Below are 25,254 nucleotides of genomic sequence, written 5' to 3'. Positions count from 1 at the left end.
GTTGATCGCCCCAGGAAAAAGGACCGTCCCATGCACGTCGCGCCCACTACAGAACTCAAGGCTTTGCTGCGCCTGGCCGGGCCGCTGATCGCCTCGCAACTGGCGCACATGCTGATGGTGCTCACCGACACCCTGATGATGGCGCGCATCAGCCCGCAGGCACTGGCCGGCGGTGGCCTGGGTGCGGCGAGCTATTCGTTCGTGTCGATCTTCTGCCTGGGCGTGATCGCTGCGGTCGGCACATTGGTGGCGATCCGCAAGGGTGCCAACGACATCGAGGGTGCCACCCGCCTGGCGCAGAACGGCCTGTGGCTGGCCTGGGGCCTGGCGCTGTGCGCCGGGCTGGTACTGTGGAACCTCGAGCCGGTGCTGTTGCTGTTCGGGCAAAAACCGGAAAACGTGGCTTCGGCCGCCGAATTCCTTACCCTGCTGCCCCTCGCCCTGCCCGGTTACCTGACCTTCATGGCCTTGCGCGGCTTCACCAGCGCCCTGGGCCGCTCGACCCCGGTGATGATCATCAGCCTGGTGGGCACGGTGCTCAACTACCTGCTCAACGTGGCGCTGATCGAAGGCATGTTCGGCCTGCCCAAGCTGGGCCTGATGGGCATCGGCCTGGTCACCGCAGTAGTGTCTATGGGCATGGCCATCGCCCTGGCGCTGTATATCCGCTGGCACCCGGCCTATGCCGCCTACCCGCTGCGCAAGGGCCTGTCGCGCCCGTCGCTGCCGGCCCTGCGCGAACTGTGGCGGCTCGGCCTGCCGATTGGTGGTACCTACATGGTGGAAGTCGGCCTGTTCGCCTTCGCCGCGCTGTGCATGGGTGTGCTGGGCAGTACCGAGCTGGCGGCGCACCAGATCGCCCTGCAGATCGTTTCCACGGCGTTCATGGTGCCGACCGGCTTGTCGTACGCGGTGACCATGCGGGTGGGGCTGTACTTCGGCGCCGGCAACCTGCTGGCGGCGCGCAGCGCCGGGCGGGTGGGCATCGGCTTCGGGGCGATGATCATGTTTGCCTTCGCCGCGTTGTTCTGGCTCCTGCCCGATGCGCTGGTGGGGCTGTTCATCGACCGCAACGACCCGGCCTTCGCGGCGATCTTCCAGCTGGCGGTGCAGCTGCTGGCGGTGGCGGCATGGTTCGAGCTGTTCGACGGCATGCAGACCATTGCCATGGGTTCGATCCGCGGGCTGAAGGACGCCAAGACCACCTTCCTGATCGGGCTGGTGTGCTATTGGCTGGTGGGGGCACCGAGCGCCTGGCTGTTCACCTTTACCCTGGGCGGTGGCGCGGTCGGGGTGTGGTGGGGGCTGGCGTTGGGGCTGGCGTGTGCGGCGGTGGCCCTGACCTTTGGCTTTGAGTGGCGGATGAAGCGGCTGCTGGGGAAGGCCGGGCTGACTGGCAGGTCTGCAGTGTCTGCATGACCGTTGGGGCTGCTTTGCAGCCCTTGCGTCGCGATGGCGGGCGAAGCCCTCCCAAGGCTGTTACAGACTGACAAGCTTCGGCTTGCTGTAATCCAGCAAGAACGCCATCAACTCGCCCACCGGCAAAGGCTTGCTGACCAGGAACCCTTGCACCTGGTCGCAACCGAACCCGCGCAACAAGGCCAGCTGCTCTTCACTTTCCACCCCCTCGGCCACCACCTCGAGGTTGAGGTTGTGCGCCAGGTTGATCATGGCGTGCACCAGCTTGCGGTTCTCCTCACGCATTTCCATCTCGGCCACAAAACTGCGGTCCACCTTGAGCAGGGTGATCGGCAGGCTGTTGAGGTGCACGAACGAAGAGAACCCGGTGCCGAAGTCATCCAGCGAGAAACGCACGCCCAGGCGCCCCAGGGCATCCATGGTCTGGCGTACCAGCTCGTTGCGGCGCATCACCGCGGTTTCGGTCAGCTCGAACTCCAGCCAGCGGGCATCGACACCATGCTCGATGATCAGGCGGCTCAAGGTCGCCAGCAGCTGGCTGTCCTGGAACTGCCGGAAACTCAGGTTGACCGCCATGTGCAGTGGCTCCAGCCCACCCTCGCACAGTGCCTGCATGTCACGCAGGGCACGGGAAATGACCCAGTAGCCCAACGGTACGATCAGCCCGCTCTGCTCGGCCAGCGGCACGAACTCGCTGGGCGGCAACAGGCCACGCTCGGCATGGCGCCAGCGCACCAGCGCCTCCAGGCCGACGATGCGCCCGTCGGCCAGGTTCAGCCGCGGCTGGTAGTGCAGCTCCAGCTCGTCACGGCGCAAGGCGCGACGCAGTTCGCTCTCCAGGTCGGCAAGGCTGCGGGCATTACGGTTGATCCGCTCGTTGAACACGTGGAAGGTACAGCCCTGGCTACCCTTGGCCTGGCGCATGGCAATGTGTGCATGCCACATCAGCGGGTCGGCCCCGCCCTGCACGCGCGCATGGGCCAGGCCCAGGCTGCAGCCCAGCAGCAGGCTTTCGCCGTCGATCCAGTACGGCTCGGCCAACGCTTCGACAATGCGCTCGGCCATCCACTCGGCGCGGTTGGCGTCTCGGCGGGTGTCGATCAGCAGGGCAAATTCATCACTGCCCAGGCGTGCCAGCTGGTCGCCCGCCTCCAGCTGCTGCTTCAGGCGTGCCACCACTTGCAGGATCAGGCGGTCGCCACTCTGGTGACCAAGCGCATCATTGACGTGGCGGAAGTTGTCCAGGTCCAGGTGGCCAAGGGCAACGCCACGGCCTTCGTTCTCGGCCAGGCGCGCGGTGAGCAAGGCCTGGAAACCCTGGCGGTTGGCGATACCGGTCAACGGGTCCTGTTCGGCCAGGCGTTGCAAGGTGGCCACCAGCACGCCGCGCTCACGCACATGGCGCAGCGAGCGGCGCAAGGTATCGGCATTGAGTTGCTCGCGCACCAGCCAATCGCTGACCGCACTCGGTGGCAGCTCGGGCTCGTGCTCGAGCAGCAGGATGGTCGGCAGGTCGCAGCGCGCGGGTGCAGGCTGTAGCGCCGGGGTCGCCAGTACGACAGCCTGGCGGTCATGACTGAACAGGCTGTCTACCGCCTCCCAGTTGGGCGCAGTCAGCAGCACTGCAGCACCGTCCAATGCATGCACGCAGTCGCGCAGCAATACGGTCCATTCCGGCTCATCAGCCAACAGCAGCAAACGCAGAGGTTCGACAGGCGTGGACAAGCGGGCTCCTTAGGGCTTCACGGTGCAACGGAAGAGTCCGGGTATGCTACTGCACAAATGAGAATGATTTTTAAATTTGTGAGCGCAAAAGCTGGCGTAGCGTCCCGACGCATTTTGTCGTGCATCCTGCGCGAAACGGACTCAACCGGCAAATACGTTTTTTTCAGTACCTTGCATTACTCACACTAATACTGGCGTTCCCATAAAAGTCTGACTCAGACGTCAGACGGTCGCGCCACAACGGGCCCATGCCTGATAGAATGCGCGGCTATTTTCTGGCGACCCCCGGTTTCTAGCATGTCCCGACTCAATCCCCGGCAGCAGGAAGCCCGTGACTATGTCGGCGGCCCTCTTTTGGTGCTCGCCGGTGCAGGTTCGGGCAAGACCAGCGTGATCACGCGCAAGATTGCCCACCTCATCCAGAACTGCGGCATCCGTGCCCAGTACATCGTGGCGATGACCTTCACCAACAAGGCCGCCCGCGAGATGAAGGAGCGGGTCGCCACCCTGCTGCGTCCGGGCGAAGGCCGTGGCCTGACAGTGTGCACCTTCCACAACCTTGGCCTGAACATCATCCGCAAGGAGCACGAGCGCCTGGGTTACAAGCCGGGCTTCTCGATCTTCGACGAGTCCGACATCAAGGCGTTGCTGTCGGACATCATGCAGAAGGAATATTCCGGCGACGACGGCATCGACGAGATCAAGAACATGATCGGTGCCTGGAAGAACGACCTGATCCTGCCGCCCGAGGCCCTGGAAAAGGCGCGCAACCCGCGCGAGCAGACCGCCGCCATCGTCTACACCCACTACCAGCGTACGCTCAAGGCATTCAACGCGGTGGACTTCGACGACCTGATCCTGCTGCCGGTCAAGCTGTTCCAGGAGCACCCTGACGTGCTGGAGCGCTGGCAGAACCGCGTGCGCTACCTGCTGGTGGATGAATACCAGGACACCAACGCCAGCCAGTACCTGCTGGTGAAGATGCTGATCGGCATGCGCAACCAGTTCACCGTGGTCGGCGACGACGACCAGTCGATCTATGCCTGGCGTGGCGCCCGACCGGAAAACCTCATGCTGCTCAAGGAGGACTACCCCTCCCTGAAGGTGGTGATGCTGGAGCAGAACTACCGCTCCACCAGCCGCATCCTGCGCTGTGCCAACGTGCTGATCGCCAACAACCCGCACGCGTTCGAGAAGCAGCTGTGGAGCGAGATGGGCGTAGGCGACGAGATCCGCGTGATCCGCTGCAAGAACGAGGAAGCCGAGGCCGAACGCGTGGCTATGGAAATCCTCACCCTGCACCTGCGCACCAACCGTCCCTACAGCGACTTTGCCATCCTCTACCGGGGCAACTACCAGGCCAAGCTGATCGAACTGAAGCTGCAGCATCACCAGGTGCCGTATCGCCTGTCGGGCGGCAACAGCTTCTTCGGCCGCCAGGAAGTCAAGGACCTGATGGCCTACCTGCGCCTGCTGGTGAACCCGGACGATGACAACGCCTACCTGCGAGTAATCAACGTACCACGCCGGGAAATCGGCTCCACCACCCTCGAAAAGCTCGGCAACTACGCCACCGAACGCGGCATCTCGATGTATGCCGCCAGCGAGGAGCTGGGCCTGGGCGAGCACCTGGACGCCCGTTACACCGAGCGCTTGCAGCGCTTCAAGCACTGGCTGGACGGGGTGCGCCACAAGGTCGCCCTGGAAGACCCGATTGCCGCACTGCACGAGATGATCCGCGATATCGACTACGAGAACTGGATCCGCCAGCAGACCGCCAGCGACAAGGCTGCCGAGTTCCGCATCAGCAACGTCTGGTTCCTGGTCGAAGCGCTGAAGAACACCCTCGAGAAGGACGAAGAGGGTGACATGACCATCGAGGACGCCATCGGCAAACTGGTGCTGCGCGACATGCTTGAGCGCCAGCAGGAAGAGGAAGAGAACGCCGAAGGCGTGCAGATGATGACCCTGCATGCTTCCAAGGGCCTGGAGTTCCCCTACGTGTTCATCATGGGCATGGAAGAGGAAATCCTCCCGCACCGCTCCAGCATCGAGGCCGACACCATCGAAGAGGAACGCCGCCTGGCCTACGTGGGTATCACCCGCGCGCGCCAGACCCTGGCCTTCACCTTCGCCGCCAAGCGCAAGCAGTACGGCGAAATCATCGACTGCACGCCGAGCCGCTTCCTCGATGAACTGCCGCCGGAAGACCTGGCCTGGGAAGGCCTGGACGACGCGCCGGTCGAGGTCAAGGCGGCACGCGGCAACAACGCCCTGGCCGATATCCGGGCGATGCTCAAACGCTGATCAACCATTACTCTTACTATTGCCGCGTACAGCGGCCACCTTTGTTTCGAGGTAAACACAGTGGAAGCACTGCACCAGAAGATTCGCGAAGAAGGCATCGTGCTTTCCGATCAGGTTCTCAAAGTCGATGCGTTTCTCAACCACCAGATCGACCCTGCGCTGATGCAGCTGATCGGTGACGAGTTCGCCCGCCGGTTCGCCGACGCCGGCGTGACCAAGATCGTCACCATCGAGGCCTCGGGCATCGCCCCGGCGGTGATGACCGGCCTGAAGCTGGGCGTGCCGGTGATCTTCGCCCGCAAGCACCAGTCGCTGACCCTGACCGAAAACCTGCTGACCGCCTCGGTGTATTCCTTTACCAAGCAGACCGAGAACACCGTGGCCATTTCGCCACGCCACCTCAACAGCAGCGACCGTGTGCTGGTGATCGACGACTTCCTGGCCAACGGCAAGGCGTCGCAGGCACTGATCTCGATCATCAAGCAGGCCGGCGCGACCGTGGCCGGCCTGGGCATCGTCATCGAGAAGTCGTTCCAGGGCGGCCGTGCCGAGCTGGACAGCCAGGGCTACCGCGTTGAATCGCTGGCCCGGGTGAAGTCGCTGGAAGGTGGTGTGGTGACCTTCATCGAGTAAGCCTGCACCGCCCCTACGCCGGCAAACCAGCTTCGACAGAGACCGCACAACGCTCAAGCCTTGTGCAGTGCCTGTGGCAGCTGGCAGGCCGGCGATGGGCTGCCAAGCAGCCCCCGGCAATTCAACCGGCTGCCGCCAACCCCGCCAGCAACAGCCGCTGATACAGCTCTTCCTTGAGCCCCTGCGGCTGATCCAGTCCCATTCGCAGCAGATGCCGTTCATACCCTTCGGGCCCCGGCGCATCCAGTGCTGCCTTGCCCAGCTCCAGCACCTCGCTCAGCTTGAACTTGCTCTTCAACCAGTTCAGCGCCCGCAGCAAATCCCGCTCTTCAGCCGTAAAGTCCGTGCCCAGCGGGTACTCCGGGAACAGCCGCGAATGCTTCGTCCTGATCGCCTCCAGGCGCTGCGGCGTGTTGTCGGTAAAGCGTGAATCCAGCTGGAAATCCCGGGCGAGCTTGCCAGCGTCTTTTGCCTGTTCGATCAGCCCCTGTTGGAAGCGTGAATCACACACCGCCAGCAAACGTGCGATTACCTCGCTGTCGGTCTGCCCGCGCAAGTCGGCAATGCCGTATTCGGTCACCACGATATCGCGCAAGTGCCGCGGTATGGTGCAGTGGCCATAGGTCCAGAACAGGTTCGAGGTCACCTCCCCGCCCGCTTCGCGCCAGCTGCGCAGCAGCAGGATCGAGCGCCCACCCTCCAGCGCATGCCCTTGGGCAACGAAGTTGTACTGGCCACCCACGCCGCTGAGTACGCGGCCATCTTCCAACTGGTCGGCCACCCCGGCACCGAGCAGGGTCATGCCGAACGCGGTATTGATGAAGCGCGCATCGCGACGCTGGCGACGCTTGAGTTGCTCCTGCCCATACAGCTCGTTGATGAAGCTGATGCGGGTCATGGCAAACCGTGCCCGCTGTTCCAGCGTCATGTCGCGCAAGCGCTGGTAGAAGGCCTGGGGGCCAAGGAAGAAGCCGCCATGCAGCACGGTGCCCTGGGCATCCGCCGGGGGTCGCAACAGGCCCGCCTCCGCCAGCACCAGCAGGCCGTTGACGAACATCTCGCTGCAGCCATACAACCCCTGGGCGAAACCACCCAGCCCTCCTTCCCGCTCGATCAACGCTTGCCATGGGCCCATATCCAGGTCATCGAGTACGGCACGGTAGCCGGCGTTGTCGCCCTGACGCGCCAACAGGGCGGCGGCTACCGCGTCGCCCATGGCACCGATGCCGATCTGCAACGTGCCGCCGTCCCGTACCAGGCTGCTGGCATGCAGGCCAATGCAATGATCCTGGGTGCTGACCGGCATGTTCGGCGTGGAAAACAGGCGACGCTGCTCGGCTTCATCGAGCAACAGGTCGAAGGCATCCATGGGCAGCTCGGCGTCGCCTGGCATGTACGGCAGTTCGGCATGCACCTGGCCGAGCATGAGGATGGTTTCGCCAGCGGCACGGCGCCTGGCGATCATCGGCAGCAGGTCGAGGGTGATGTCGGGGTTGCAGGCCAGGCTCAGATGCACCGGCCGCTCCGGGGTAGCCGCCACCAGCTGGGCGATCAGGTTCAGGCCCTTGGCGTTGATATCGCGCGCGGCGTGGCTGTAGTTGCTGCTGACGTAGTCCTGCTGGGCAGACTCGCTGTGCAGCAGGCTGCCGGGCTGCAGGAAGAACTGCTCGACCCGAATGTTCGGCGGCAGGCTGTCGTTGCGCAGGTCGGCGAGGTAGCTGAGGTCTTCGTAGTCGGCGAAAACCCGCTCGACGAAGGGTTCGAGAAAGCGCCGCTGCAGGCCATCGCCCAGTGATGGACGGCCGAGCGAGAGTGCGGTGTAGATGGTCAGGCGGCGCTCGGGCCGCTCGCGTACACGGGCATACAGGGCATTGACGAAAGCGACCGGCTTACCCAGCCCCAGCGGCAGGCCCATGTGAATATGGGCTGGCAAGCGCGCCAGGACCTGCTCGACAGCCTGATCGATGGAGCAGAGGTGCATCGGGGCCTCCTGAGACATCCATGGGTTCAGGGGTTGGACACGGGCCGTAAGTCATTGGTTGCCGGTACTGGCGCGATAAAAACAAAGCCCGCCAGAATCAGGCGGGCCTTGTGCAATTCAGCTGCTTCTCACAGCCCGGACATCTTCTTGATGGCCCCTTTGAGGTCATCATCCGAACAATCCGCGCAGGTGCCTTTCGGCGGCATGGCGTTGATACCGGTAATGGCCTTGGCCAGGATGCCGTCCAGGCCGCCCTGGTGGTCGGCACGTTCTTTCCAGGCTGCGGTGTCGCCGATCTTCGGTGCGCCGAGCAGGCCAGAGCCATGGCAGGCGTTGCAGTGTTTGGCGATGATCTCGTCCGGTGTCTTGGCGCCCCCGCCACCTGCGGCAGCGGCCACTTCCATGCCCTTGCACTCCTGGCCCTGCACACACACCTGGCCAACCGGCTCCAGGCGCTTGGCGATGTCGTCATTGGTCGCAGCGGTTGCGCTCATTGCCCAGAGGGCGAATACGGCTGCTGGTACGGCCAGCATCTTCTTGATTTGGTTCACGCGAACACCCTCATGGTGGCTAATCACGCTCGCGGCCACGAATCGGCGAGCGCTGAAAAGTATAGCGGGAACCCGGAGGCCGTGAAACGACCCCACACGGGAAAGGGGTATTGCCGAATCAATGCACTGCGCTGGATCAAAAGTTCGATGGTGTCGCCGCGCTGATCAACCGCGCCGGCCGGTCGAACGGGTTGCGAAAGCGGTGCGGGCGGGTGCTTTCGAAGTAGTAGCTGTCGCCCTCTTCGAGAATGAAGATCTCGTTGCCGACCACCAGCTCCAGGCGGCCTTCCAGCAGGATGCCGGTTTCCTCACCGTCATGGGTGAGCATTTCGGCACCCGTATCGGCGCCTGGTGGGTATACCTCGGTGAGAAAGGCGATGGCGCGGTTGGGGTGCGACTTGCCGACCAGCTTCATGGTCACCGCACCGTCCGAGATATCGATCAGCTCATGGGCCTTGTAGACGATCTGCGTGGGGCTTTCAGGTTCCAGTTCGACCGAGAAGAACTCGACCATGGACATGGGAATGCCGCTCAGCACCTTGCGCAGCGAACTGATCGAAGGGCTCACGCTGTTCTTCTCGATCATTGAGATGGTGCTGTTGGTCACCCCGGCTCGCTTGGCGAGTTCACGCTGGGACAGGCCCTTGAGCTTGCGGATGGCTTGCAGTCGTTCGCCGACGTCCAAAGCTGGAGCCTCCTGAAACGGTGGAAAAGGGGGTGGATGTGAACGATATCATGGCAATGCCGTTCAGTATTTACAACACACAGCCCCTTAACCTGTCCGCTTCAGCGTTTCATTCGCCGCAGTAGTCCCGCGGTACCCGCTTCAGGTTGCAGAAGATCTGGTAGGGAATGGTGCCCGCCTGGGCGGCCACCTCGCTGGCCAGCACCTGCTTGCCCCACAGTTCGACGGGGCTGCCGACGGTCGCTTCCGGTATGTCGGTCAGGTCGACGTTGAGCATGTCCATCGATACACGGCCGATCAGCTGCGTGCGCTTGCCGGCGACCAGCACCGGGGTGCCATTCGGCGCCTGGCGTGGGTAGCCATCGGCATACCCAATGGCGACCACGCCCACACGGGTCGGGCGTGGGCTGATGAACTTGGCGCCATAGCCCACCGGCTCGCCGGCGGGCAGCTCGCGCACGCTGATCACCCGCGATTGCAGGGTCATGACCGGTTGCAAGCGCTCGGCCTCGGCCTGGGCCCCTTCGAACGGCGTGGCACCGTACAGCATCAGGCCCGGGCGTACCCAGTCACTGGGTGCCTGCGGCCAACCCAGCACAGCGGGCGAGTTGCGCAGGCTGCATTCGGCGGCCAGGCCCTGGCGGGCGGCCTCGAATACGGCGATCTGCTGGGCGGTGGCGTCGGCATCCAGCTCGTCGGCGCGGGCAAAGTGGCTCATCAGCACGATGCGCGCGACCTTGCCACTGGCCAGCAGGCGCTGGTAGGCCTCGTGGTAATCCTTGGGGTGCAGGCCGACTCGGTGCATGCCGCTGTCGAGCTTGAGCCAGACTGTGAGCGGCTTGTGCAACTGGGTCTGCTCGATCGCTTCCAGCTGCCACAGCGAGTGCACCACACACCACAGGTTGTGCTCGGCGATCAGCGCCAGTTCGCTAGCCTCGAAAAAGCCCTCCAGTAGCAGTACCGGCGCCTTGATGCCGGCGGCGCGCAACTCCAGCGCCTCTTCGATGCAGGCCACGGCAAAGCCGTCGGCTTCGGCTTCCAGCGCGAGGGCACAGCGCACGGCACCATGGCCGTAGGCATCGGCCTTGATCACGGCGAGGGCTTTGGCACCGGTCAGTTCACGGGCCAGACGGTAGTTGTGGCGCAGGGCCTGGAGGTCGATCAAAGCGCGGGCGGGACGCATGGCGGCTGCCTTATGGTGGTTCGGGTTGAAATCGGTGTTGGGTTCTTCGCGGGCTCGCCCGGGCCCACAGGTACTGCACAGTTTTCAACCTCTGTGGTGTTCCTGTCGGAGCGGGCGAGCCCACGAAGAGGCCGGTACAGGCGAACTTACTGCTGGTGAGCCGGCGCAGCCTGCCCATGCTTGGCCACTTCCCGGCTGTTGCCATAGCGGAAGATGTCCAGGCCTTCGGCACTGATCTGCGGCTTCTTGCGCGCAATCAGGTCGGCCAGCAGGCGACCGGAGCCGCACGCCATGGTCCAGCCCAAGGTACCGTGGCCGGTGTTCAGGAACAGGTTGCGGAACGCCGTGGCACCGACGATCGGCGTACCGTCCGGGGTCGCCGGGCGCAGGCCGGTCCAGAAGCTGGCCTGGCTCAGGTCACCGCCGCGAGGATAAAGGTCGTTGACGATCATCTCCAGCGTTTCGCGCCGACGAGGGTTCAGCGACAGGTCAAAGCCGGCGATTTCAGCCATTCCGCCAACACGAATACGGTTGTCGAAACGGGTGATCGCGACTTTGTAGGTCTCGTCGAGGATGGTCGACGTCGGGGCCATGTCGGCGTTGGTGATCGGCACCGTCAGCGAGTAGCCCTTCAGCGGGTACACCGGGGCCTTGATGCCCAGCGGCTTGAGCATCTGCGGCGAGTAGCTGCCCAGCGCCAGCACGTAGCGGTCGGCGGTTTCCAGCTTGCCGTCGATCCACACGCCATTGATGCGGTCGCCGGCGAAGTCCAGGCGCTGGATATCCTGGCCGAAGCGGAACTCCACACCCAGCTTGGTGGCCATGTCGGCCAGCTTGGTGGTGAACAGCTGGCAGTCGCCGGTCTGGTCGTTGGGCAGGCGCAGGGCACCGGCCAGGATGTCTTTCACGCCAGCCAGGGCCGGCTCGACACGGGCAATGCCGTCGCGGTCAAGCAACTCGTAAGGCACGCCGGACTGCTCGAGCACGGCAATGTCCTTGGCTGCGGCGTCTACCTGGGCCTGGGTCCGGAACAGCTGGGTAGTGCCCAGGCTGCGGTTTTCATAGGCGATGCCGGTTTCGGCCCGCAGCTCGTCGAGGCAGTCACGGCTGTACTCGGACAGGCGCACCATGCGCTCCTTGTTCACCGCGTACCGGCTGGCGGTGCAGTTGCGCAGCATCTGCGCCATCCACAGGTACTGGTCGACATCGCCGGTGAGCTTGATGGCCAATGGGGCGTGGCGCTCCAGCAGCCATTTGATGGCCTTCAGCGGCACACCCGGTGCAGCCCAGGGCGAGGCATAGCCGGGCGAGATCTGGCCAGCGTTGGCAAAACTGGTTTCCATGGCCACCGCCGGCTGGCGGTCGACCACAGTCACTTCGAAACCTTGCCGGGCCAGGTAGTAGGCACTGGCGGTTCCGATCACACCGCTACCAAGTACCAGAACTCGCATCGTTTTATTCCTCGCACGCGGCGCACCGCAGTCTTTTGTTGAGATGGCATGGATGCGCGCAGTATAGGAATTTGAAGGCAGTGCAATTCACTATATAAAAGCCTATTATTGGCGAGAATTCTCGGCAATATCGCCTTTCACGGAGGGGCATCCCCTATGCGAACCCAGCACCAGAGCAAGCGTGAGCTGGACAAGATCGACCGCAACATCCTGCGTATCCTGCAGAACGACGGGCGTATTTCCTTCACCGAACTGGGCGAGAAAGTCGGGCTGTCCACTACCCCTTGCACCGAGCGGGTTCGCCGCCTGGAGCGCGAGGGCATCATCATGGGCTACAACGCCCGCCTTAACCCGCAGCACCTCAAGGGCAGCCTGCTGGTGTTCGTGGAAATCAGCCTGGACTACAAGTCGGGGGATACCTTCGAGGAGTTCCGCCGTGCGGTGTTGAAACTGCCACACGTGCTGGAGTGCCACCTGGTTTCGGGCGATTTCGACTACCTGGTGAAGGCGCGCATTTCGGAAATGGCCTCGTACCGCAAGCTGCTCGGCGACATCCTGCTGAAGCTGCCGCACGTGCGCGAATCGAAGAGCTACATCGTGATGGAAGAGGTAAAGGAGAGCCTCTGCCTGCCGATTCCGGACTGAGGCTAGACCAGCACCTGGCGGGTGGTGGCAATGAACTGGTGGACCAGCTGCTCGGCGGCAGGGTCGATCATCTGCTCCGGGCCACGGCCCCGCGGGCAGGCCAGGCGCGGGGTGGTGCCGAACAGCCGGCAGATCATCGGGCGCTCTTCATAGACGGTGCAGCCGTTGGGGCCCAGGTGCACGCAATCCAGGCGCTCCAGGGCAGCGACCTGCTCGGCCTGCAACTTGCGCGGCAGGCGTGCCATTTCTTCTGCCGACGTGGTGACCGGGCCGCAGCAGTCATGGCAGCCGGGTTCGCACTCGAAGGAAGGGATGAGTTCGCGTAGGAAATGGATCTTGTGGCGGATGCAGGACATGGTGAAGTCCAAGTCAAAGAAGTTGCAAGAGCATAACCTTATACAGAAACCATCCATCGCGGAGCGGCCTTGTGCCGCGACAGATCTGCAAAATTCTCTAAATCGCGGCCCCAGCTTGCCAGTTCAGCGTGTCGAATAGCTTCACTGTCGACTTGATCTGTCATACGACGACTTCTTGACGTCATTGAAAATGAGCTCTGATTCCTGTGTTGTAGCATATCCTCAATGCGGCTGCACTGTCTCATGCTGATTGATAACAGAGCCAACTTAAACGCACTTCCCTCCAACAGCGCTTGAGAAGGCAAGGCCCACCATTGACATTATCAACAGCGCGACTCAAAGCGGCGGCTGCCGCCGCCTCGAATTCCATTTAGGGCAATTAAAAATCGATACGTCGCAAACAGCCCTTGAATTAATTTCAGGAGTTAATAGCGCTACTGCACCGTCTTGCAGATCATCAAATTCGCCAATGGTCGCGACGAGAATGATTTCGGCGGCTTGTAGATATTCGCAGTACATCTAAAGTGAACCAATAGGATCTATAGCCTTATGCGTTCACCCGTATAGAGTTCAATGTCATCAAGCGCGTCTTCAACTCTTCCGGCAAGACAGATATCTTGGTTCGCGAACTGCAGTGCAGTAGCGACCAAGCTGCGGTCAATTCTTCTATGTATTCTAGCAACGTGGCCGATGCATGTTATTGCAAGGCCTTGTATGTCATTGTCGCGGCTATTTAGAATGAGGCAGGCACATCTGCCCACTATCCAATCGGGATCATCCATATTCATGGCCGCGTACAAAATCGCTTCGATTATCGTATCCCTTTCGCCAGAATTTAAATCTTTTTCAATTTCGGAATATTGTTTGCTAGTCACTTGATTTTACCTTTTCGTGTAACCTTACCGGCGTTACGTAGAACGTTTTGCTGGTCTGTATGCAAATCACACCAGCATCTGACGTGCCCGTGAAATTCCTCGTCGCCATTAACGTAGGTCTTAGTCAGGTCTAAAACTACCAGCTCCTTATTTTCCGTATCGACTCCAACCCGTCTGGGCGAAGTACTTTTTACTAATATAGAGTTGTCAAGAGCTGCTTGGCCATCTGCAGGCGCCTTGCTCTTTAAAATGTTATCCTTTTTACCATGATAGTCCGCATTTTTAAAAATTCGAGCCAGACCGAAAGGGTCAATCCAAAACACCGGATTTGGACAATAGGCGTATACATTAAGACCGCCATTAAATCCAATTGGATCTTTGGCAATAAACCGGCCTAGCTGGGGATCATAAAAACGGTATCGGTTATAGTGCAGCCCCGTATCAATATCAAAATACTGTCCCTGAAACCGCAGGGGATTTGGATTGTCATTCCGCTTCGCATGCTCAATGCGCTTTTCCTCAGCCAACCCCCAAGCCTCGTAGCTACCACACCAAGCCACGTGTCCCATTTCATTGGTCAGCTCCATCGGCGTCCCAAGGTGATCACATTGATACCAAGCTAAAGTGTCGAACGGCTTTAGAGTGGGCTTGGACTGCCACACCGGATCTCGGTTAATGTCATACGGGAAGCCATAGATCGGCGGATGCAGCATCTCCTCAATATGGTTCATCATGCCTTGAGCGACTGGAATGAAAGTACCCGGCTCAAACACGTAGTGCGTGGTCTGCCCCTTGCCCTCTCGGCCTCGCTGCTCAAACGCCAGCGTATCGCCGTCCCATATGAACAACGTCAGATCGCAGCCTAACTTTTCATCCAGTGCGCGCCGCGCGTTTTCGTTCCAGACTGGCCCAGCTTGAACCCGCTTGCGGTACTTCGAACGTGAGTCCTTGTACACTCGGCGGCCCAACGCGTCGTAGCCGAACTCGACAGTCAGGCGGTCATCCTCGTATCGCCGCAGGCGGTCATACAGGTCCCAGGTGAATTTACCTGTTTTACCGTTCTCAATTCGCTCCAGCAGGTTGCCGCGCTCGTCATACCGATACTGCGTCCCGCAGTAACTGCGCAGCACGTTGTCCATCAACTTGCGTGGCGAGTGCGGATTAGCGCTTGGCGGTGCCTCTGGGTCCAACAGGTTACTCGCGGGATCGAAGGCGAACGTTTTCTTCTCATAGTTTTCGCTGGCTTCGATCAAACGGCCGACCGGGTCATACCGATAACGCAAATCGCCACGGTTCAAGTCGTTAATGTGGAGCAATTGGCCAGCTTCGTCGTAGCGGTAGTTGCGTGCTGCTATGCGTTTGGATTCTCCCTGGCGCACCAGGGACTGTTCCAGCAACTGGCCATTCGGGCTCCAGGTCTGGCGCTGGATCAGGCCATTGCCCTGTACGCGCCCGATTTCCCTATGCAGATCATCACGCTCGTAGCTGATCAGCTCCTGGTCATCGAGCTTGAGAGCGAGCAGATGGCCGCTGCCATAGGTCAGCCAGCTGACCCGGTGCCCATCGGGACGGGTGGTGGCGATGCGTTGGTTGAGGGCATCGTACTCATGCTTGAACACGGCAACCTGGGGCTTGGCAAGGTAATCCAGCCACTGGTGCTCACGCGTATTGTTGCCCGCCGCATCGTAGAACCATTGCAGCCTGCAGGCGCCATTGTTGGCCGCCAGCAGTTTGCCATTGCCGTCATAGGCGAAGGTTTCGGTTTCCCACTTCTTGCCGCCGCGCCTACCAGCATGGCTTTCGAGCAAACGGCCCATGGGGTCATATTCGAAATGCGTGATGCGATCGCCGTCGAGACGGCGAGTGGGCAGGTTGCTGCCATGGTCGTACAGGTAGTGAGTGGTCTGCTTGTCGAACCCGGTTTCCTTGAGCAGCCGCCCTACAGGGTCATACTTGAAGCTGGCTTCACTGTTGTTCTCATTGCGCAGGCGCACGAGTTGACCGAGCCTGTCCCAGTGGTAGGTAAGGGTGGTGTCGTTGGCGTTGTGGCGCTGATCGATTAGCCCGGCTTCGTTGTAGGTCCAGCGGGTGCGTCGGTACAAAGCATCGGTGTGGCTGAGCAGGCGCCCTTCGGCATCGCGCTCGAAGCGCTCGGTGGTCTTGTCCGGGTGGACCAGCAGCACCAGTTGGCCCGCTTCGTACTGGTACTCGGTGACCTCACCGGCAGCGTTGATCAGCTTGATCAGTTGACCCGCAGGGTCGTACTTCCACTGTGTGGTCTTGCCTGAGCAATCGGTATAGCTGATCAATTGCCCATCGCGGTTGTACGCCAGTTTCTTCTCACCGCCGTTGGCATCGGTGATGGCGATGGGCAGGTTGTCGCTGTTGTAGGTGTAGAGGGTCTTGTTCTCTAGTGGGTCCTGGGTTTCGATGATGTTGCCGCGCTGGTCATAGTCGTACTTCCACAGCCCGCCTTCGGCATCGCAGCTTTTGAAGCGCTGGTCAGCATCGTCATAGGCGTGATGCACCGAACGGCCATCTGCCTGTATGTGCTGCAGCAAATTGCCGCGCTCGTCATAGGCGTAGCGGTCGAGGGTGCCGTCGGTGTGAACATGCGAGGTGAGGTTCTTGCCAGCATCGCGGTAGAACCATTCCTCGTTGCCATCGGGATGGATGATACGGTAGGTGAAACCGAGGCTGTCGTAGAAGTGCCAGGTTTCATGGCCGAGCGCGTTGGTGACGTAGGTCAGGCGGATATTCCGGTCCCATTCCAGTCGGGTATCGAGACTGCCATCGTCTGCCCATTCACGTACGGCTTTGGCGTCGGCGCCTTCGCCTTGCCATTGCAGGTTCATGCTTCGGCCGGTGCGGTCGGTGTAGCGGGTGATCAGATGGTGCTCATAGCGGTATTCCCACTGTGCCGCATGCTCGTCACGGGCAGCGCACAGGTCCCCGTGGCTGTCATAGTCATAGCCGGCCAACTGGCGCACGGGGCGGCCGTCCCGCATCAGCCACAGGGCGATAACCTGCCCATGCGCATCGATATCGGTGTGCAGGTGCAGGTGCGCTGTCTCATTCTGATAAGTGACCAGATCGGATAACACAGGCTTGCCTGCACACCGGTGCTCATAGTGCAAGGCGATGCGGGCGCCACCGCGTTTCTTGATGGTGGTCAGCACATACCGCTCGCCATGCCTATGATAATGCTCCTCGACCTCGAGACCTCGGGCGATCACCAGGCGTTGCTTAGAGGGACGTACCAGCACTACAGCCTCGACAGGGTCATAGTGGAACTTGCCGAGGGCTGGGTCGGGATACCTATGGGTACGCCCGTCAGCCCCGTGATAGGCCAGTTGGCGGCTGCCGAGGTCGTCGATGCAGAGGGAGAAGGGCGTGACCCAGCGCGCGCCGAAGGGGCTGTCGTCCAGTGCTGCCAGGCTTGACCGGTACGTGCGAACCCAGGCGATGGGAAATACGCCGGGCAGCGTGAAATCGGTGTGGATGATGGTTTCGCTGCCGGTGGCAAAGCTTATGCTGCAGCCACTGCCCATAGGAGCGCCGTTACGGCAGTTGGGATCTTTCTTTGCCGGGCGCTCGGTACCGCGTGTGATCAGACCCTTCTGACCTTGCACATGGCGAGCCTGTGTGGTTTGGCCGCTGGATACGGAGACGGATAGCGGCCTGAGTGCTTTGCGTTTTTTCAGCGCCGTGATCAGGACATTGACAAGGTAGCCAATGCTGCCTTCTACACGGGCATCCGCCATGCCCATGATCTTGCCGGAGGCCTTGTGACCAATCTGCTCAGCCCGGTCGGCGGTGTCGAGCAGGCGCTGGCAAGTGCTCTTGTACAGCACGCGGTCTTCGATCATGAAGTGGGCGGCTAACGCCACGGTCGGGCCAAAGAAGATCGATGCGCGCTTGGCCTTCTTGACCAATGCGTCCTGACCGACGTCGCTGGCAACGCTTCTGAGCATTTGCGCGAAGGCCATGCAGGCCTTGCGGATCTCTGCGGCCACCTGAGTGAGCAAGTCGCCAAGGCGTGCCTCGAGGCCAGTGGCGAACTTTTCCAGCGTGCCGGGCACCTTTTCGTTGAGGTGTTGCTCCAGCGCCTCCAGCAGGGCTTCGGAAATGACCGCCGGCCCATTGCGGCGAATGCTGGAGAGGGTGCTGCGGATGGCCAGGCGCGCTGCGCCGACACCGGGGAACGGCACCAGACCGAATACGTTGACGCCGAAGCTGACCCAGGTGAAGTAATCGTCCTGGTCGCCCTCGATCAAGGTCAGCAGGTCACCAATGGCATCGATGGCTGCGAAGACAGTACCGACGCCGGGGATGACCGAGCCGGCAGTGTGCAAGGCATCCCAGCCGACGACACCGCCAGTGAGCTGGCGCAGCCATTGATCAAGCTTTTCCTTGCCGGCTTCGATGTCGTCTTCACTGACAAGGTCGACGGGGACGGTTGCGGCTTGGGGAACGCGTATGGCAGGCGCATTCATCGTGCAGGCCCTCCATCATCGAGTTGGTGTTTTGAGGTGGGATTTAGGGTGTTTTCGTGAGCCATTAGCGCTCCTGCTGTTCATTCCATCGGGCAGGTGAAAGACCGCAGGTAACGATGAGCACCTGCGGAATCAGTGAGCGGCACGGGCGTGTCGCGTCACCGGACGCTAACGGGGTATCGCTTCCAGGTCGCCTTCATGACGTCCTCAAAGCACGTAGGAAAAGTCGACGCAACTCACGAGATCGAGAGCAGGAGTTTTGACCGCGTCAGCTAGGCAGGCGGGTTGCCCGCCTCCGACCCCCGGCTTATCCTCCTCCAAACGCCCACCGCCCAAGGACTTGTTCCAATGATCCACAGCGCGCAGCACGCCGCCTCCTACTACGCCGCCAGCAGCGCGCCCCACCCTGATCACTCTTTCCTGCAAGGCGAACACAGCGCCGATGTGTGCATCGTCGGTGGTGGTTATTCAGGCCTGAACACCGCCATCGAACTGGCCGAGCGCGGCTTCTCGGTCATCCTGCTAGAAGCTCGCAAGCTTGGTTGGGGCGCCAGTGGGCGCAATGGCGGGCAACTGATCCGCGGTGTCGGCCATGGCCTGGAGCAGTTCGTCCCGGTGATCGGTGAGGAAGGCGTACGCAGCATGAAGCTGATGGGCCTGGAGGCGGTGCAGATCGTCCGTGAGCGGATCGAGCAACATGCCATCGCCTGCGACCTGACCTGGGGCTACTGCGACCTGGCCAACAAACCGGCCGAGTTGCCGGGTTTTGCCGAAGACGCCGAGGAATTGCGCAGCCTGGGCTACGCCCATGAGCTACGCCTGGTCGGCAAGGACGATATCCACAGCGTGGTCGGCGCCGACTGCTATGTGGGCGGGCTGGTCGACATGGGCTCGGGGCACCTGCACCCGCTCAACCTGGCCCTGGGTGAAGCCGCCGTGGCCAGCCGCCTGGGCGTGAAGCTGTTCGAGCAGTCCGAGGTCACCCGCATCGACTATGGCCCTGAAGTGCAGGTACATACCGCGCAGGGCCGGGTGCGGGCCAAGACTTTGGTCCTGTGCTGCAATGCCTACCACAATAACCTCAACCGCGAACTGGGCGGCAAGGTGCTGCCGGCAGGCAGCTACATCATCGCCACCGAACCGCTGGGCGAAGAGCGTGCCCGCACACTGTTGCCGCAGAACATGGCGGTGTGCGACCAACGGGTAGCCCTGGACTATTACCGCCTGTCCGCCGACCACCGCCTGCTGTTCGGCGGTGCCTGCCATTATTCGGGGCGTGACCCCAAGGACATTGCCGCCTACATGCGGCCAAAGATGCTCAAGGTATTTCCGCAACTGGCCGATGTCCGCATCGAATACCAGTGGGGCGGCATGATCGGCATCGGCGCCAACCGCCTGCCACAGGTCGGCCGCCTGGCCAGCCAGCCGAATGTCTATTACGCCCAGGCCTACTCCGGCCATGGGCTGAATGCCACGCACCTGGCCGCGCGCCTGTTGGGAGAGGCCATCAGCGGCCAGGAGAGCGGGCGCTTCGACCTGTTCGCCAAAGTGCCGCACATCACCTTCCCGGGCGGCCAACACCTGCGCTCGCCACTGCTGGCGTTGGGGATGCTGTGGCATCGCCTGAAAGAGCTGATCTGAAAGCGCAGGAGCGGCACCTGCCGTGACTAGTCTTTCCAGAAGGGTTTGCGCCCTTCTGTACGCGCCTGTTCCCAGCTCAGCCCGACGTCGCGCAACTCCTCGTCAGTCAACTGCAGCAGTGCCCTGCGGGTATGCCAGCGATGCAGCATCAGCCCCCAACGTCCCAACCCTTGCGGCGCGTTGAACACCTTGGCCTGCTGCCCGGCTTCCAGTTCCCTGGCCAACAGTTGCAAGCGCACATCGCTCATGCCACCCATCGCTGCATCCTCCGTTCGATTGATACCGTGGAGAAAGCATGCGCGCTGCAAGCACCGGCAATACAGATCCAATACAGGCCTATTATTCCCATACAGAATTGGCCGTCGGCCAACTGAATGCTGTATTTTCAACGCAACTGTACCGGTCGCTATGCCAATGCAGCACAGGAGTATGCCGTGACCCTCTACCTGAACCTCGCCGAGCTGCTCGGTGCCCGTATCGAGCAGGGCCTCTACCGTCCCGGCCAGCGCCTGCCATCGGTGCGCGCCCTGAGCGTGGAGCACGGGGTCAGCCTGAGCACCGTGCAGCAGGCCTATCGCATGCTGGAGGACAGCGGCATGGTCTCGCCGCGGCCCAAGTCCGGCTACTTCGTCAGCAACCTTCGCCAGTTGCCCGCTCTACCCGCCGTCAGCCGCCCGGCCCAGCGCCCGGTGGACATCTCGCAGTGGGAACAGGTGCTGGAACTGGTACGCAGCACGCCGCGCCAGGATGTTGTCCAGCTCGGTCGCGGCATGCCCGACATCGACAGCCCCACCCTCAAGCCACTTCTGCGCAGCCTCGCCCAGCTGAGCAGAAGGCAGGACATGCCAGGCCTGTACTACGACAACATCCACGGCAACCTGGCCCTGCGCGAACAGGTAGCGCGGCTGATGCTCGACTCTGGCTGCCGCCTGGGCCCGGCCGACCTGGTGGTGACCACGGGCTGCCATGAGGCGTTGTCGTGCAGCATCCGTGCAGTCTGTGAACCTGGCGACATCGTCGCAGTCGACTCGCCGAGCTTCCATGGCGCCATGCAGACCCTCAAGGGCCTGGGCATGAAAGCCCTGGAAATTCCCACCGACCCGGTCACCGGCATCAGCCTGGAGGCGCTGGAGCTGGCCCTGGAGCAGTGGCCGATCAAGCTCATCCAGATCACCCCCAGCTGCAACAACCCACTCGGCTACATCATGCCCGAAGCCCGCAAGAAGGCCCTGCTGAGCCTGGCCCAGCGCTACGACGTGGCCGTTCTGGAAGACGATGTCTACGGCGACCTGGCCTATACCTACCCACGCCCGCGCACGCTCAAGTCCTTTGACGACGATGGCCGCGTGCTGCTGTGCAGCTCGTTCTCCAAGACCCTGGCCCCCGGCCTGCGCATAGGCTGGGTGGCACCCGGGCGTTACCTGGAGCGGGTGCTGCACATGAAATACATCAGCACCGGCAGCACCGCCAGCCAACCGCAGCTGGCAATTGCCGACTTCATCGCTGCCGGGCACTACCAACCCCATGTACGGCGAATGCGCAGCCAGTACCAGCGTGGCCGCGACCTGATGAGCGACTGGGTGACGCGCTACTTCCCGGCGGGCACGCGGGTCAGCCGGCCCCAGGGTGGTTTCATGCTGTGGGTGGAATTACCCGAACATTTCGACACGTTGCGGCTGAACCGCGCTTTACTGGAACAAGGCGTACAGGTAGCCGTGGGCAGCATCTTCTCGGCCTCGGGCAAATTCCGCCACTGCCTGCGCATGAACTTCGCCGCGCGGCCGACACCGCAGGTCGAAGATGCAGTGCGCAAGGTCGGTGAAACCGCCCTTCGTCTACTGGATGAAGAAAACGCTGGCGCGTAACTTTGCGCCGCCCGCTACGGTCCAACCTTTCAAGCCTTCGTTGCACAGGACGATCCACCCTTGAGACTCCAGCGAGCCCTGCCTCTGCTGCTGGTGCTGCTGCTCGGCCTTGCCGGCTGTGCCAGCGTCGGCGCGCCCCGCGAAACCAGCCAGGCGCTGCCTGCCAACGACTCGGCCTTCGGCCGTTCGGTCCTGCGCCAGGCCGCGCCCTATAGCGGCCGCTCGGGCTTTCGCCTGCTGCCCAACAGCAACGAGGCGTTCCGCGCCCGCGCCGAACTGATCCGCAACGCCCAGGCGAGCATCGACCTGCAGTACTACATCGTCCACGACGGCCTCAGCACCCGCGCCCTGGTACATGAACTGCTGCGCGCGGCCGACCGTGGCGTGCGCATACGCATCCTGCTCGACGACACCACCAGCGACGGCCTGGACACCATCATGGGCACCCTTGATGCCCACCCGAACATTCACATCCGTGTGTTCAACCCGCTGCACCTGGGCCGTAGCACTGGCGTGACGCGCGCCGTGGGCCGCCTGTTCAACCTGTCGCGCCAGCACCGACGCATGCACAACAAGCTGTTCCTGGTGGACAACAGCATGGCCATCGTCGGCGGGCGCAACCTGGGCGATGAGTATTTCGACGCCGAACCCAACCTCAATTTCACCGACATCGACCTGCTCGGGGTAGGCCCGATCGCCGAACAACTGGGGCACAGCTTCGACCAGTACTGGAACAGTGCCCTCAGCCGGCCGGTTACCGACTTCCTCTGGCGCGACCCGGATGCCAGCGATCTGCGCGCCAGCCGCCAGCGCCTGGAAGTATCGCTGGCCGAAGCCAGGACCCAACACAAAGCCCTGTATGACCGCTTGATGGCCTACCAGTCACAGCCGCGCCTGGATGTGTGGCGCAATGAACTGATCTGGGCCCACGCCCAGGCACTCTGGGATGCGCCGAGCAAGGTACTGGCCGACGACGAACCGGACCCGCAACTGTTGTTGAGCCAGCAACTGGCGCCGGACCTGGCCAACGTGCACCGCGAACTAATCCTGATGTCGGCGTATTTCGTGCCGCGCGAGCCGGGCCTGCTGTACCTGACCGGCCGTGCCGACGCCGGCACTTCGGTGAAGCTGCTGACCAACTCGCTGGAAGCCACCGACGTGCCGGCTGTGCACGGCGGCTATGCGCCCTACCGCCGGGCCTTGCTTGAGCACGGTGTGCAACTTTACGAACTGCGTCGGCAACCCGGTGACCCCAGTGCCGGGCGTTTGAGTTACCACGGCAGCTCGGATTCGAGCCTGCATACCAAGGCAATCGTGTTCGACCGACGCAAGACCTTCATCGGCTCGTTCAACTTCGACCCACGTTCGGTGCTGTGGAACACCGAGGTTGGTGTGCTGGTGGACAGCCCGGAACTGGCCGAGTACACGCGCGAGCTGGCCCATCAGGGTATGGCACCTGCGTTGAGCTACCAGGTGAAGCTGGTGGGCGACAAACTGGTGTGGGTGACCGAGGACAATGGCCAGCGGCACATGCTGACTTCCGAGCCGGGCGGGATATGGCGGCGGTTCAATGCCTGGATCAGCAAGGCGGTCGGGCTGGAGAAGATGTTGTAACCGGATTTGGGGCTGCTTTGCAGCCCCAGATTCCATCAAGCCGATGCAGGCTCGAAAGCCCCGCGCCGTCGGGTCAACACCACCAACCCCGCAGCCCCCAGCGCCATCAGCAACGGCAGCGCGTGCCCACTGAGCCACTGGCTTCCCGCCCCTGCCAGCAATGGCCCGAGCAGGCAGCCGATGCCCCACAGTTGTGCCACATGGGCATTGGCCCGCACCAGTTCATCATCGCGGTAGCGCTCGCCGATCAACACCAGCGACAAGGTGAACAAGCCCCCGGCACTGGCTCCGAACAACACCCACAGCGGCCAGATCAGCGGCGTTTGCAGCAGCAGCGGAATGACCAGGCTGGACACCAGCAAGGTCACCGCACAGCCAGTGAACAAGGCACGTCGCGACATCCGGTCGGCCAGTGCGCCAATCGGCAGCTGCAACACCGCATCGCCCACCACCACGGTACTGACCATAAACAGGGCAATTTCGGTACTGAAGCCCTGCTGCAGGCAGTACACCGGCAGCAAGGTCAGGATCATCGCCTCGAACGAGGCGAACAGGGCGATGGCCCAGGCAATCACCGGCAAACGCCGGCAGAACGCGAATAGGTCGCTGAAGGTGACACTGCAGGCTTCGGTGCTCGGTGCGCCGCCACGCCCCAGGAGAATCAGCGGTGCCACCAGTAGCAAGGCGGTAGCGGCCCAGAAGCCAAAGTCATCATCGGAGCCGAGAAAGCCGAGCACCAACGGCCCGGCCAGCTGGCTGAGGGCATAGCTGCTGCCATACAGCGCCACCAGGCGGCCTCGCCACTGCTCGACCACCAACTGGTTGATCCAGCTCTCGCCGAGGATGAACACCACGGTCAGCGACATACCGATCAGCAGGCGCAAGAACAGCCACAGCGGATAACTGGGCAGCAAGGCGACCAGGCCGATCGACAGCGCCCCGCCCCACAAGCAAAGGCGCATGGCTGAAGGGACGCCGACCCAGCCAGCCAGGCGGCTGGCCAGGCTGGCGCCGACCAGTACACCCAGCGCCGGCATCGCGGCCATCACGCCAATGGCGAAGCTGCCATAGCCCCACGCCTCCAGGCGCAAGGATACCAACGGCATGCTCACGCCGAGCGCCAGCCCGACGCTGAGCACCGATGCCAGTACGGCGAAGTAGGTCCCCCAACGCATTGCAGCCTCCCAGGCAGAAATTCGAACAGCAGAAACGACGAAGCCGGGCAGCGTGAGCCTACCCGGCTATCGTTGGGGCTGCCGTGCAGCCCCCTGGGATTACAGCTTGATCCAGGTCGCCTTCAGCTCGGTGTACTTCTCCAGCGCGTGCAGCGACTTGTCACGGCCGTTGCCCGACTGCTTGAAGCCACCGAACGGCGCGGTCATGTCGCCGCCATCGTACTGGTTGACCCAGACGCTGCCAGCGCGTACGGCACGAGCCGTCTTGTGCGCCTTGGAGATGTCCGAGGTCCAGATACCAGCCGCCAGGCCATACGGCGTGTCGTTGGCGATGGCCACGGCCTCTTCGGCGGTATCGAAGGCGATCACCGACAGTACCGGGCCGAAGATCTCTTCCTGGGCGATCTTCATGGCATTGGTCACGCCGTCGAAGATGGTCGGCTCGACATACGTGCCGCCGGTCTCTTCCAGGGTGCGCTTGCCGCCAGCCAGCAGCTTGGCGCCGTCCTTGTGACCAGCCTCGATGTACGACAGCACGGTGTTCATCTGCTGGGTATCGACCAGGGCACCGACAGTGGTCTGTGGATCCAGCGGGTTACCCGGTTTCCAGCCTTTCAGGGCCTCGACCACCATGGGCAGGAACTTGTCCTTG

At 62.3% G+C, this 25,254-nt stretch carries 19 protein-coding genes; 7 read left to right on the top strand and 12 right to left on the bottom strand.

All coding sequences use genetic code 11. The features are described from left to right. Window positions 1–30 precede the first annotated feature (30 nt). Window positions 31–1,419 (top strand): NorM family multidrug efflux MATE transporter, encoded by a 1,389-nt coding sequence (locus QSV36_RS16780; RefSeq protein WP_289133418.1) that lies wholly within the window; start codon window positions 31–33, stop codon window positions 1,417–1,419. A 60-nt stretch (window positions 1,420–1,479) separates the two neighbouring features. On the opposite strand, the gene QSV36_RS16775 is transcribed toward QSV36_RS16780, so the two are convergent. Further along, entirely contained in the window at window positions 1,480–3,036 is a 1,557-nt protein-coding gene (locus QSV36_RS16775) for a putative bifunctional diguanylate cyclase/phosphodiesterase (protein ID WP_502945718.1), read from the bottom strand. 405 nt (window positions 3,037–3,441) lie between these two features. Here QSV36_RS16775 and rep point away from each other — a divergent pair, with 405 nt between their 5' ends. Together rep and QSV36_RS16765 are read left to right on the top strand one after the other, a co-directional pair. After that, window positions 3,442–5,451 carry a DNA helicase Rep gene (gene rep, locus QSV36_RS16770; protein WP_186671893.1) on the top strand — a complete coding sequence of 670 codons (2,010 nt, stop codon included), beginning with the start codon at window positions 3,442–3,444 and terminating at the stop codon, window positions 5,449–5,451. Window positions 5,452–5,511: 60 nt separating this feature from the next. Beyond that, on the top strand, window positions 5,512–6,084 hold the full coding sequence (locus tag QSV36_RS16765) for a xanthine phosphoribosyltransferase (RefSeq protein WP_289133416.1): 573 nt from the start codon (window positions 5,512–5,514) through the stop codon (window positions 6,082–6,084). Window positions 6,085–6,205: 121 nt separating this feature from the next. On the opposite strand, the gene QSV36_RS16760 is transcribed toward QSV36_RS16765, so the two are convergent. From QSV36_RS16760 to dadA, 5 genes are all read right to left on the bottom strand, one after another. Then, complete coding sequence (locus tag QSV36_RS16760) at window positions 6,206–8,065, bottom strand: acetyl-CoA hydrolase/transferase C-terminal domain-containing protein (protein WP_289133415.1); 1,860 nt, start codon at window positions 8,063–8,065, stop codon at window positions 6,206–6,208. 128 nt (window positions 8,066–8,193) lie between these two features. After that, on the bottom strand, window positions 8,194–8,598 hold the full coding sequence (locus tag QSV36_RS16755; protein ID WP_038408395.1) for a c-type cytochrome: 405 nt from the start codon (window positions 8,596–8,598) through the stop codon (window positions 8,194–8,196). Window positions 8,599–8,752: 154 nt separating this feature from the next. Continuing rightward, complete coding sequence (locus QSV36_RS16750) at window positions 8,753–9,301, bottom strand: cupin domain-containing protein (protein WP_013974777.1); 549 nt, start codon at window positions 9,299–9,301, stop codon at window positions 8,753–8,755. 109 nt (window positions 9,302–9,410) lie between these two features. Continuing rightward, on the bottom strand, window positions 9,411–10,484 hold the full coding sequence (alr, locus tag QSV36_RS16745) for an alanine racemase (protein WP_289133414.1): 1,074 nt from the start codon (window positions 10,482–10,484) through the stop codon (window positions 9,411–9,413). A gap of 146 nt (window positions 10,485–10,630) precedes the next feature. Next, window positions 10,631–11,935, bottom strand: coding sequence for a D-amino acid dehydrogenase (gene dadA / locus QSV36_RS16740; RefSeq protein WP_170033773.1), 1,305 nt, complete (start codon window positions 11,933–11,935; stop codon window positions 10,631–10,633). A gap of 156 nt (window positions 11,936–12,091) precedes the next feature. Between dadA and dadR the strand changes: the two genes are divergently transcribed. Next, window positions 12,092–12,580: a transcriptional regulator DadR gene (gene dadR / locus QSV36_RS16735; protein WP_003258963.1), complete on the top strand. Its 489-nt coding sequence runs from the start codon at window positions 12,092–12,094 to the stop codon at window positions 12,578–12,580. 2 nt (window positions 12,581–12,582) lie between these two features. Here the strand turns inward: dadR and QSV36_RS16730 are convergent, their stop codons facing one another. The 3 genes from QSV36_RS16730 to QSV36_RS16720 form a co-directional block, all read right to left on the bottom strand. After that, window positions 12,583–12,936: a YkgJ family cysteine cluster protein gene (locus QSV36_RS16730; protein ID WP_289133411.1), complete on the bottom strand. Its 354-nt coding sequence runs from the start codon at window positions 12,934–12,936 to the stop codon at window positions 12,583–12,585. A gap of 539 nt (window positions 12,937–13,475) precedes the next feature. Then, window positions 13,476–13,811: a hypothetical protein gene (locus QSV36_RS16725; protein WP_289133409.1), complete on the bottom strand. Its 336-nt coding sequence runs from the start codon at window positions 13,809–13,811 to the stop codon at window positions 13,476–13,478. Then, window positions 13,808–18,307 (bottom strand): RHS repeat-associated core domain-containing protein, encoded by a 4,500-nt coding sequence (locus QSV36_RS16720; RefSeq protein WP_289133407.1) that lies wholly within the window; start codon window positions 18,305–18,307, stop codon window positions 13,808–13,810. The genes QSV36_RS16725 and QSV36_RS16720 overlap by 4 nt, the downstream gene beginning before the upstream one ends. A 348-nt stretch (window positions 18,308–18,655) precedes the next feature. Between QSV36_RS16720 and QSV36_RS16715 the strand changes: the two genes are divergently transcribed. After that, window positions 18,656–19,948: an NAD(P)/FAD-dependent oxidoreductase gene (locus tag QSV36_RS16715; RefSeq protein ID WP_289133405.1), complete on the top strand. Its 1,293-nt coding sequence runs from the start codon at window positions 18,656–18,658 to the stop codon at window positions 19,946–19,948. 26 nt (window positions 19,949–19,974) lie between these two features. Here QSV36_RS16715 and QSV36_RS16710 read toward each other — a convergent pair whose 3' ends face one another. Beyond that, entirely contained in the window at window positions 19,975–20,205 is a 231-nt protein-coding gene (locus QSV36_RS16710; protein ID WP_225779750.1) for a DUF1127 domain-containing protein, read from the bottom strand. 177 nt (window positions 20,206–20,382) lie between these two features. On the opposite strand from QSV36_RS16710, the gene QSV36_RS16705 reads away from it, so the two are divergent. Further along, a complete protein-coding gene (locus tag QSV36_RS16705; RefSeq protein WP_289133403.1) occupies window positions 20,383–21,813 on the top strand; it encodes an aminotransferase-like domain-containing protein in 1,431 nt (476 codons plus the stop codon). A 60-nt stretch (window positions 21,814–21,873) separates the two neighbouring features. Beyond that, window positions 21,874–23,427 (top strand): phospholipase D family protein, encoded by a 1,554-nt coding sequence (locus tag QSV36_RS16700; RefSeq protein ID WP_289133401.1) that lies wholly within the window; start codon window positions 21,874–21,876, stop codon window positions 23,425–23,427. Window positions 23,428–23,462: 35 nt separating this feature from the next. Here QSV36_RS16700 and QSV36_RS16695 read toward each other — a convergent pair whose 3' ends face one another. Further along, on the bottom strand, window positions 23,463–24,602 hold the full coding sequence (locus tag QSV36_RS16695) for an MFS transporter (protein ID WP_289133399.1): 1,140 nt from the start codon (window positions 24,600–24,602) through the stop codon (window positions 23,463–23,465). A gap of 99 nt (window positions 24,603–24,701) precedes the next feature. Further along, the coding region (locus QSV36_RS16690) for an aldehyde dehydrogenase family protein (RefSeq protein WP_289133397.1) at window positions 24,702–25,254 on the bottom strand (553 nt) is incomplete at its 5' end.

Source organism: Pseudomonas sp. BCRC 81390 (genome assembly GCF_030341915.1).
GTDB lineage: Bacteria > Pseudomonadota > Gammaproteobacteria > Pseudomonadales > Pseudomonadaceae > Aquipseudomonas.
This window is presented reverse-complemented; position numbering and strand designations above follow the sequence as displayed.

Bases quoted from the DNA above. Each gene is read 5' to 3' on its own strand.
- QSV36_RS16695 (WP_289133399.1), bottom strand. From the start codon at position 24,602: ATGCGTTGGGGGACCTACTTCGCCGTACTGGCATCGGTGCTCAGCGTC.
- dadA (WP_170033773.1), bottom strand. From the start codon at position 11,935: ATGCGAGTTCTGGTACTTGGTAGCGGTGTGATCGGAACCGCCAGTGCC.
- QSV36_RS16720 (WP_289133407.1), bottom strand. From the start codon at position 18,307: ATGAATGCGCCTGCCATACGCGTTCCCCAAGCCGCAACCGTCCCCGTC.
- dadR (WP_003258963.1), top strand. From the start codon at position 12,092: ATGCGAACCCAGCACCAGAGCAAGCGTGAGCTGGACAAGATCGACCGC.
- rep (WP_186671893.1), top strand. From the start codon at position 3,442: ATGTCCCGACTCAATCCCCGGCAGCAGGAAGCCCGTGACTATGTCGGC.
- QSV36_RS16755 (WP_038408395.1), bottom strand. From the start codon at position 8,598: ATGCTGGCCGTACCAGCAGCCGTATTCGCCCTCTGGGCAATGAGCGCA.
- QSV36_RS16730 (WP_289133411.1), bottom strand. From the start codon at position 12,936: ATGTCCTGCATCCGCCACAAGATCCATTTCCTACGCGAACTCATCCCT.
- QSV36_RS16710 (WP_225779750.1), bottom strand. From the start codon at position 20,205: ATGGGTGGCATGAGCGATGTGCGCTTGCAACTGTTGGCCAGGGAACTG.
- QSV36_RS16760 (WP_289133415.1), bottom strand. From the start codon at position 8,065: ATGCACCTCTGCTCCATCGATCAGGCTGTCGAGCAGGTCCTGGCGCGC.
- alr (WP_289133414.1), bottom strand. From the start codon at position 10,484: ATGCGTCCCGCCCGCGCTTTGATCGACCTCCAGGCCCTGCGCCACAAC.
- QSV36_RS16715 (WP_289133405.1), top strand. From the start codon at position 18,656: ATGATCCACAGCGCGCAGCACGCCGCCTCCTACTACGCCGCCAGCAGC.
- QSV36_RS16780 (WP_289133418.1), top strand. From the start codon at position 31: ATGCACGTCGCGCCCACTACAGAACTCAAGGCTTTGCTGCGCCTGGCC.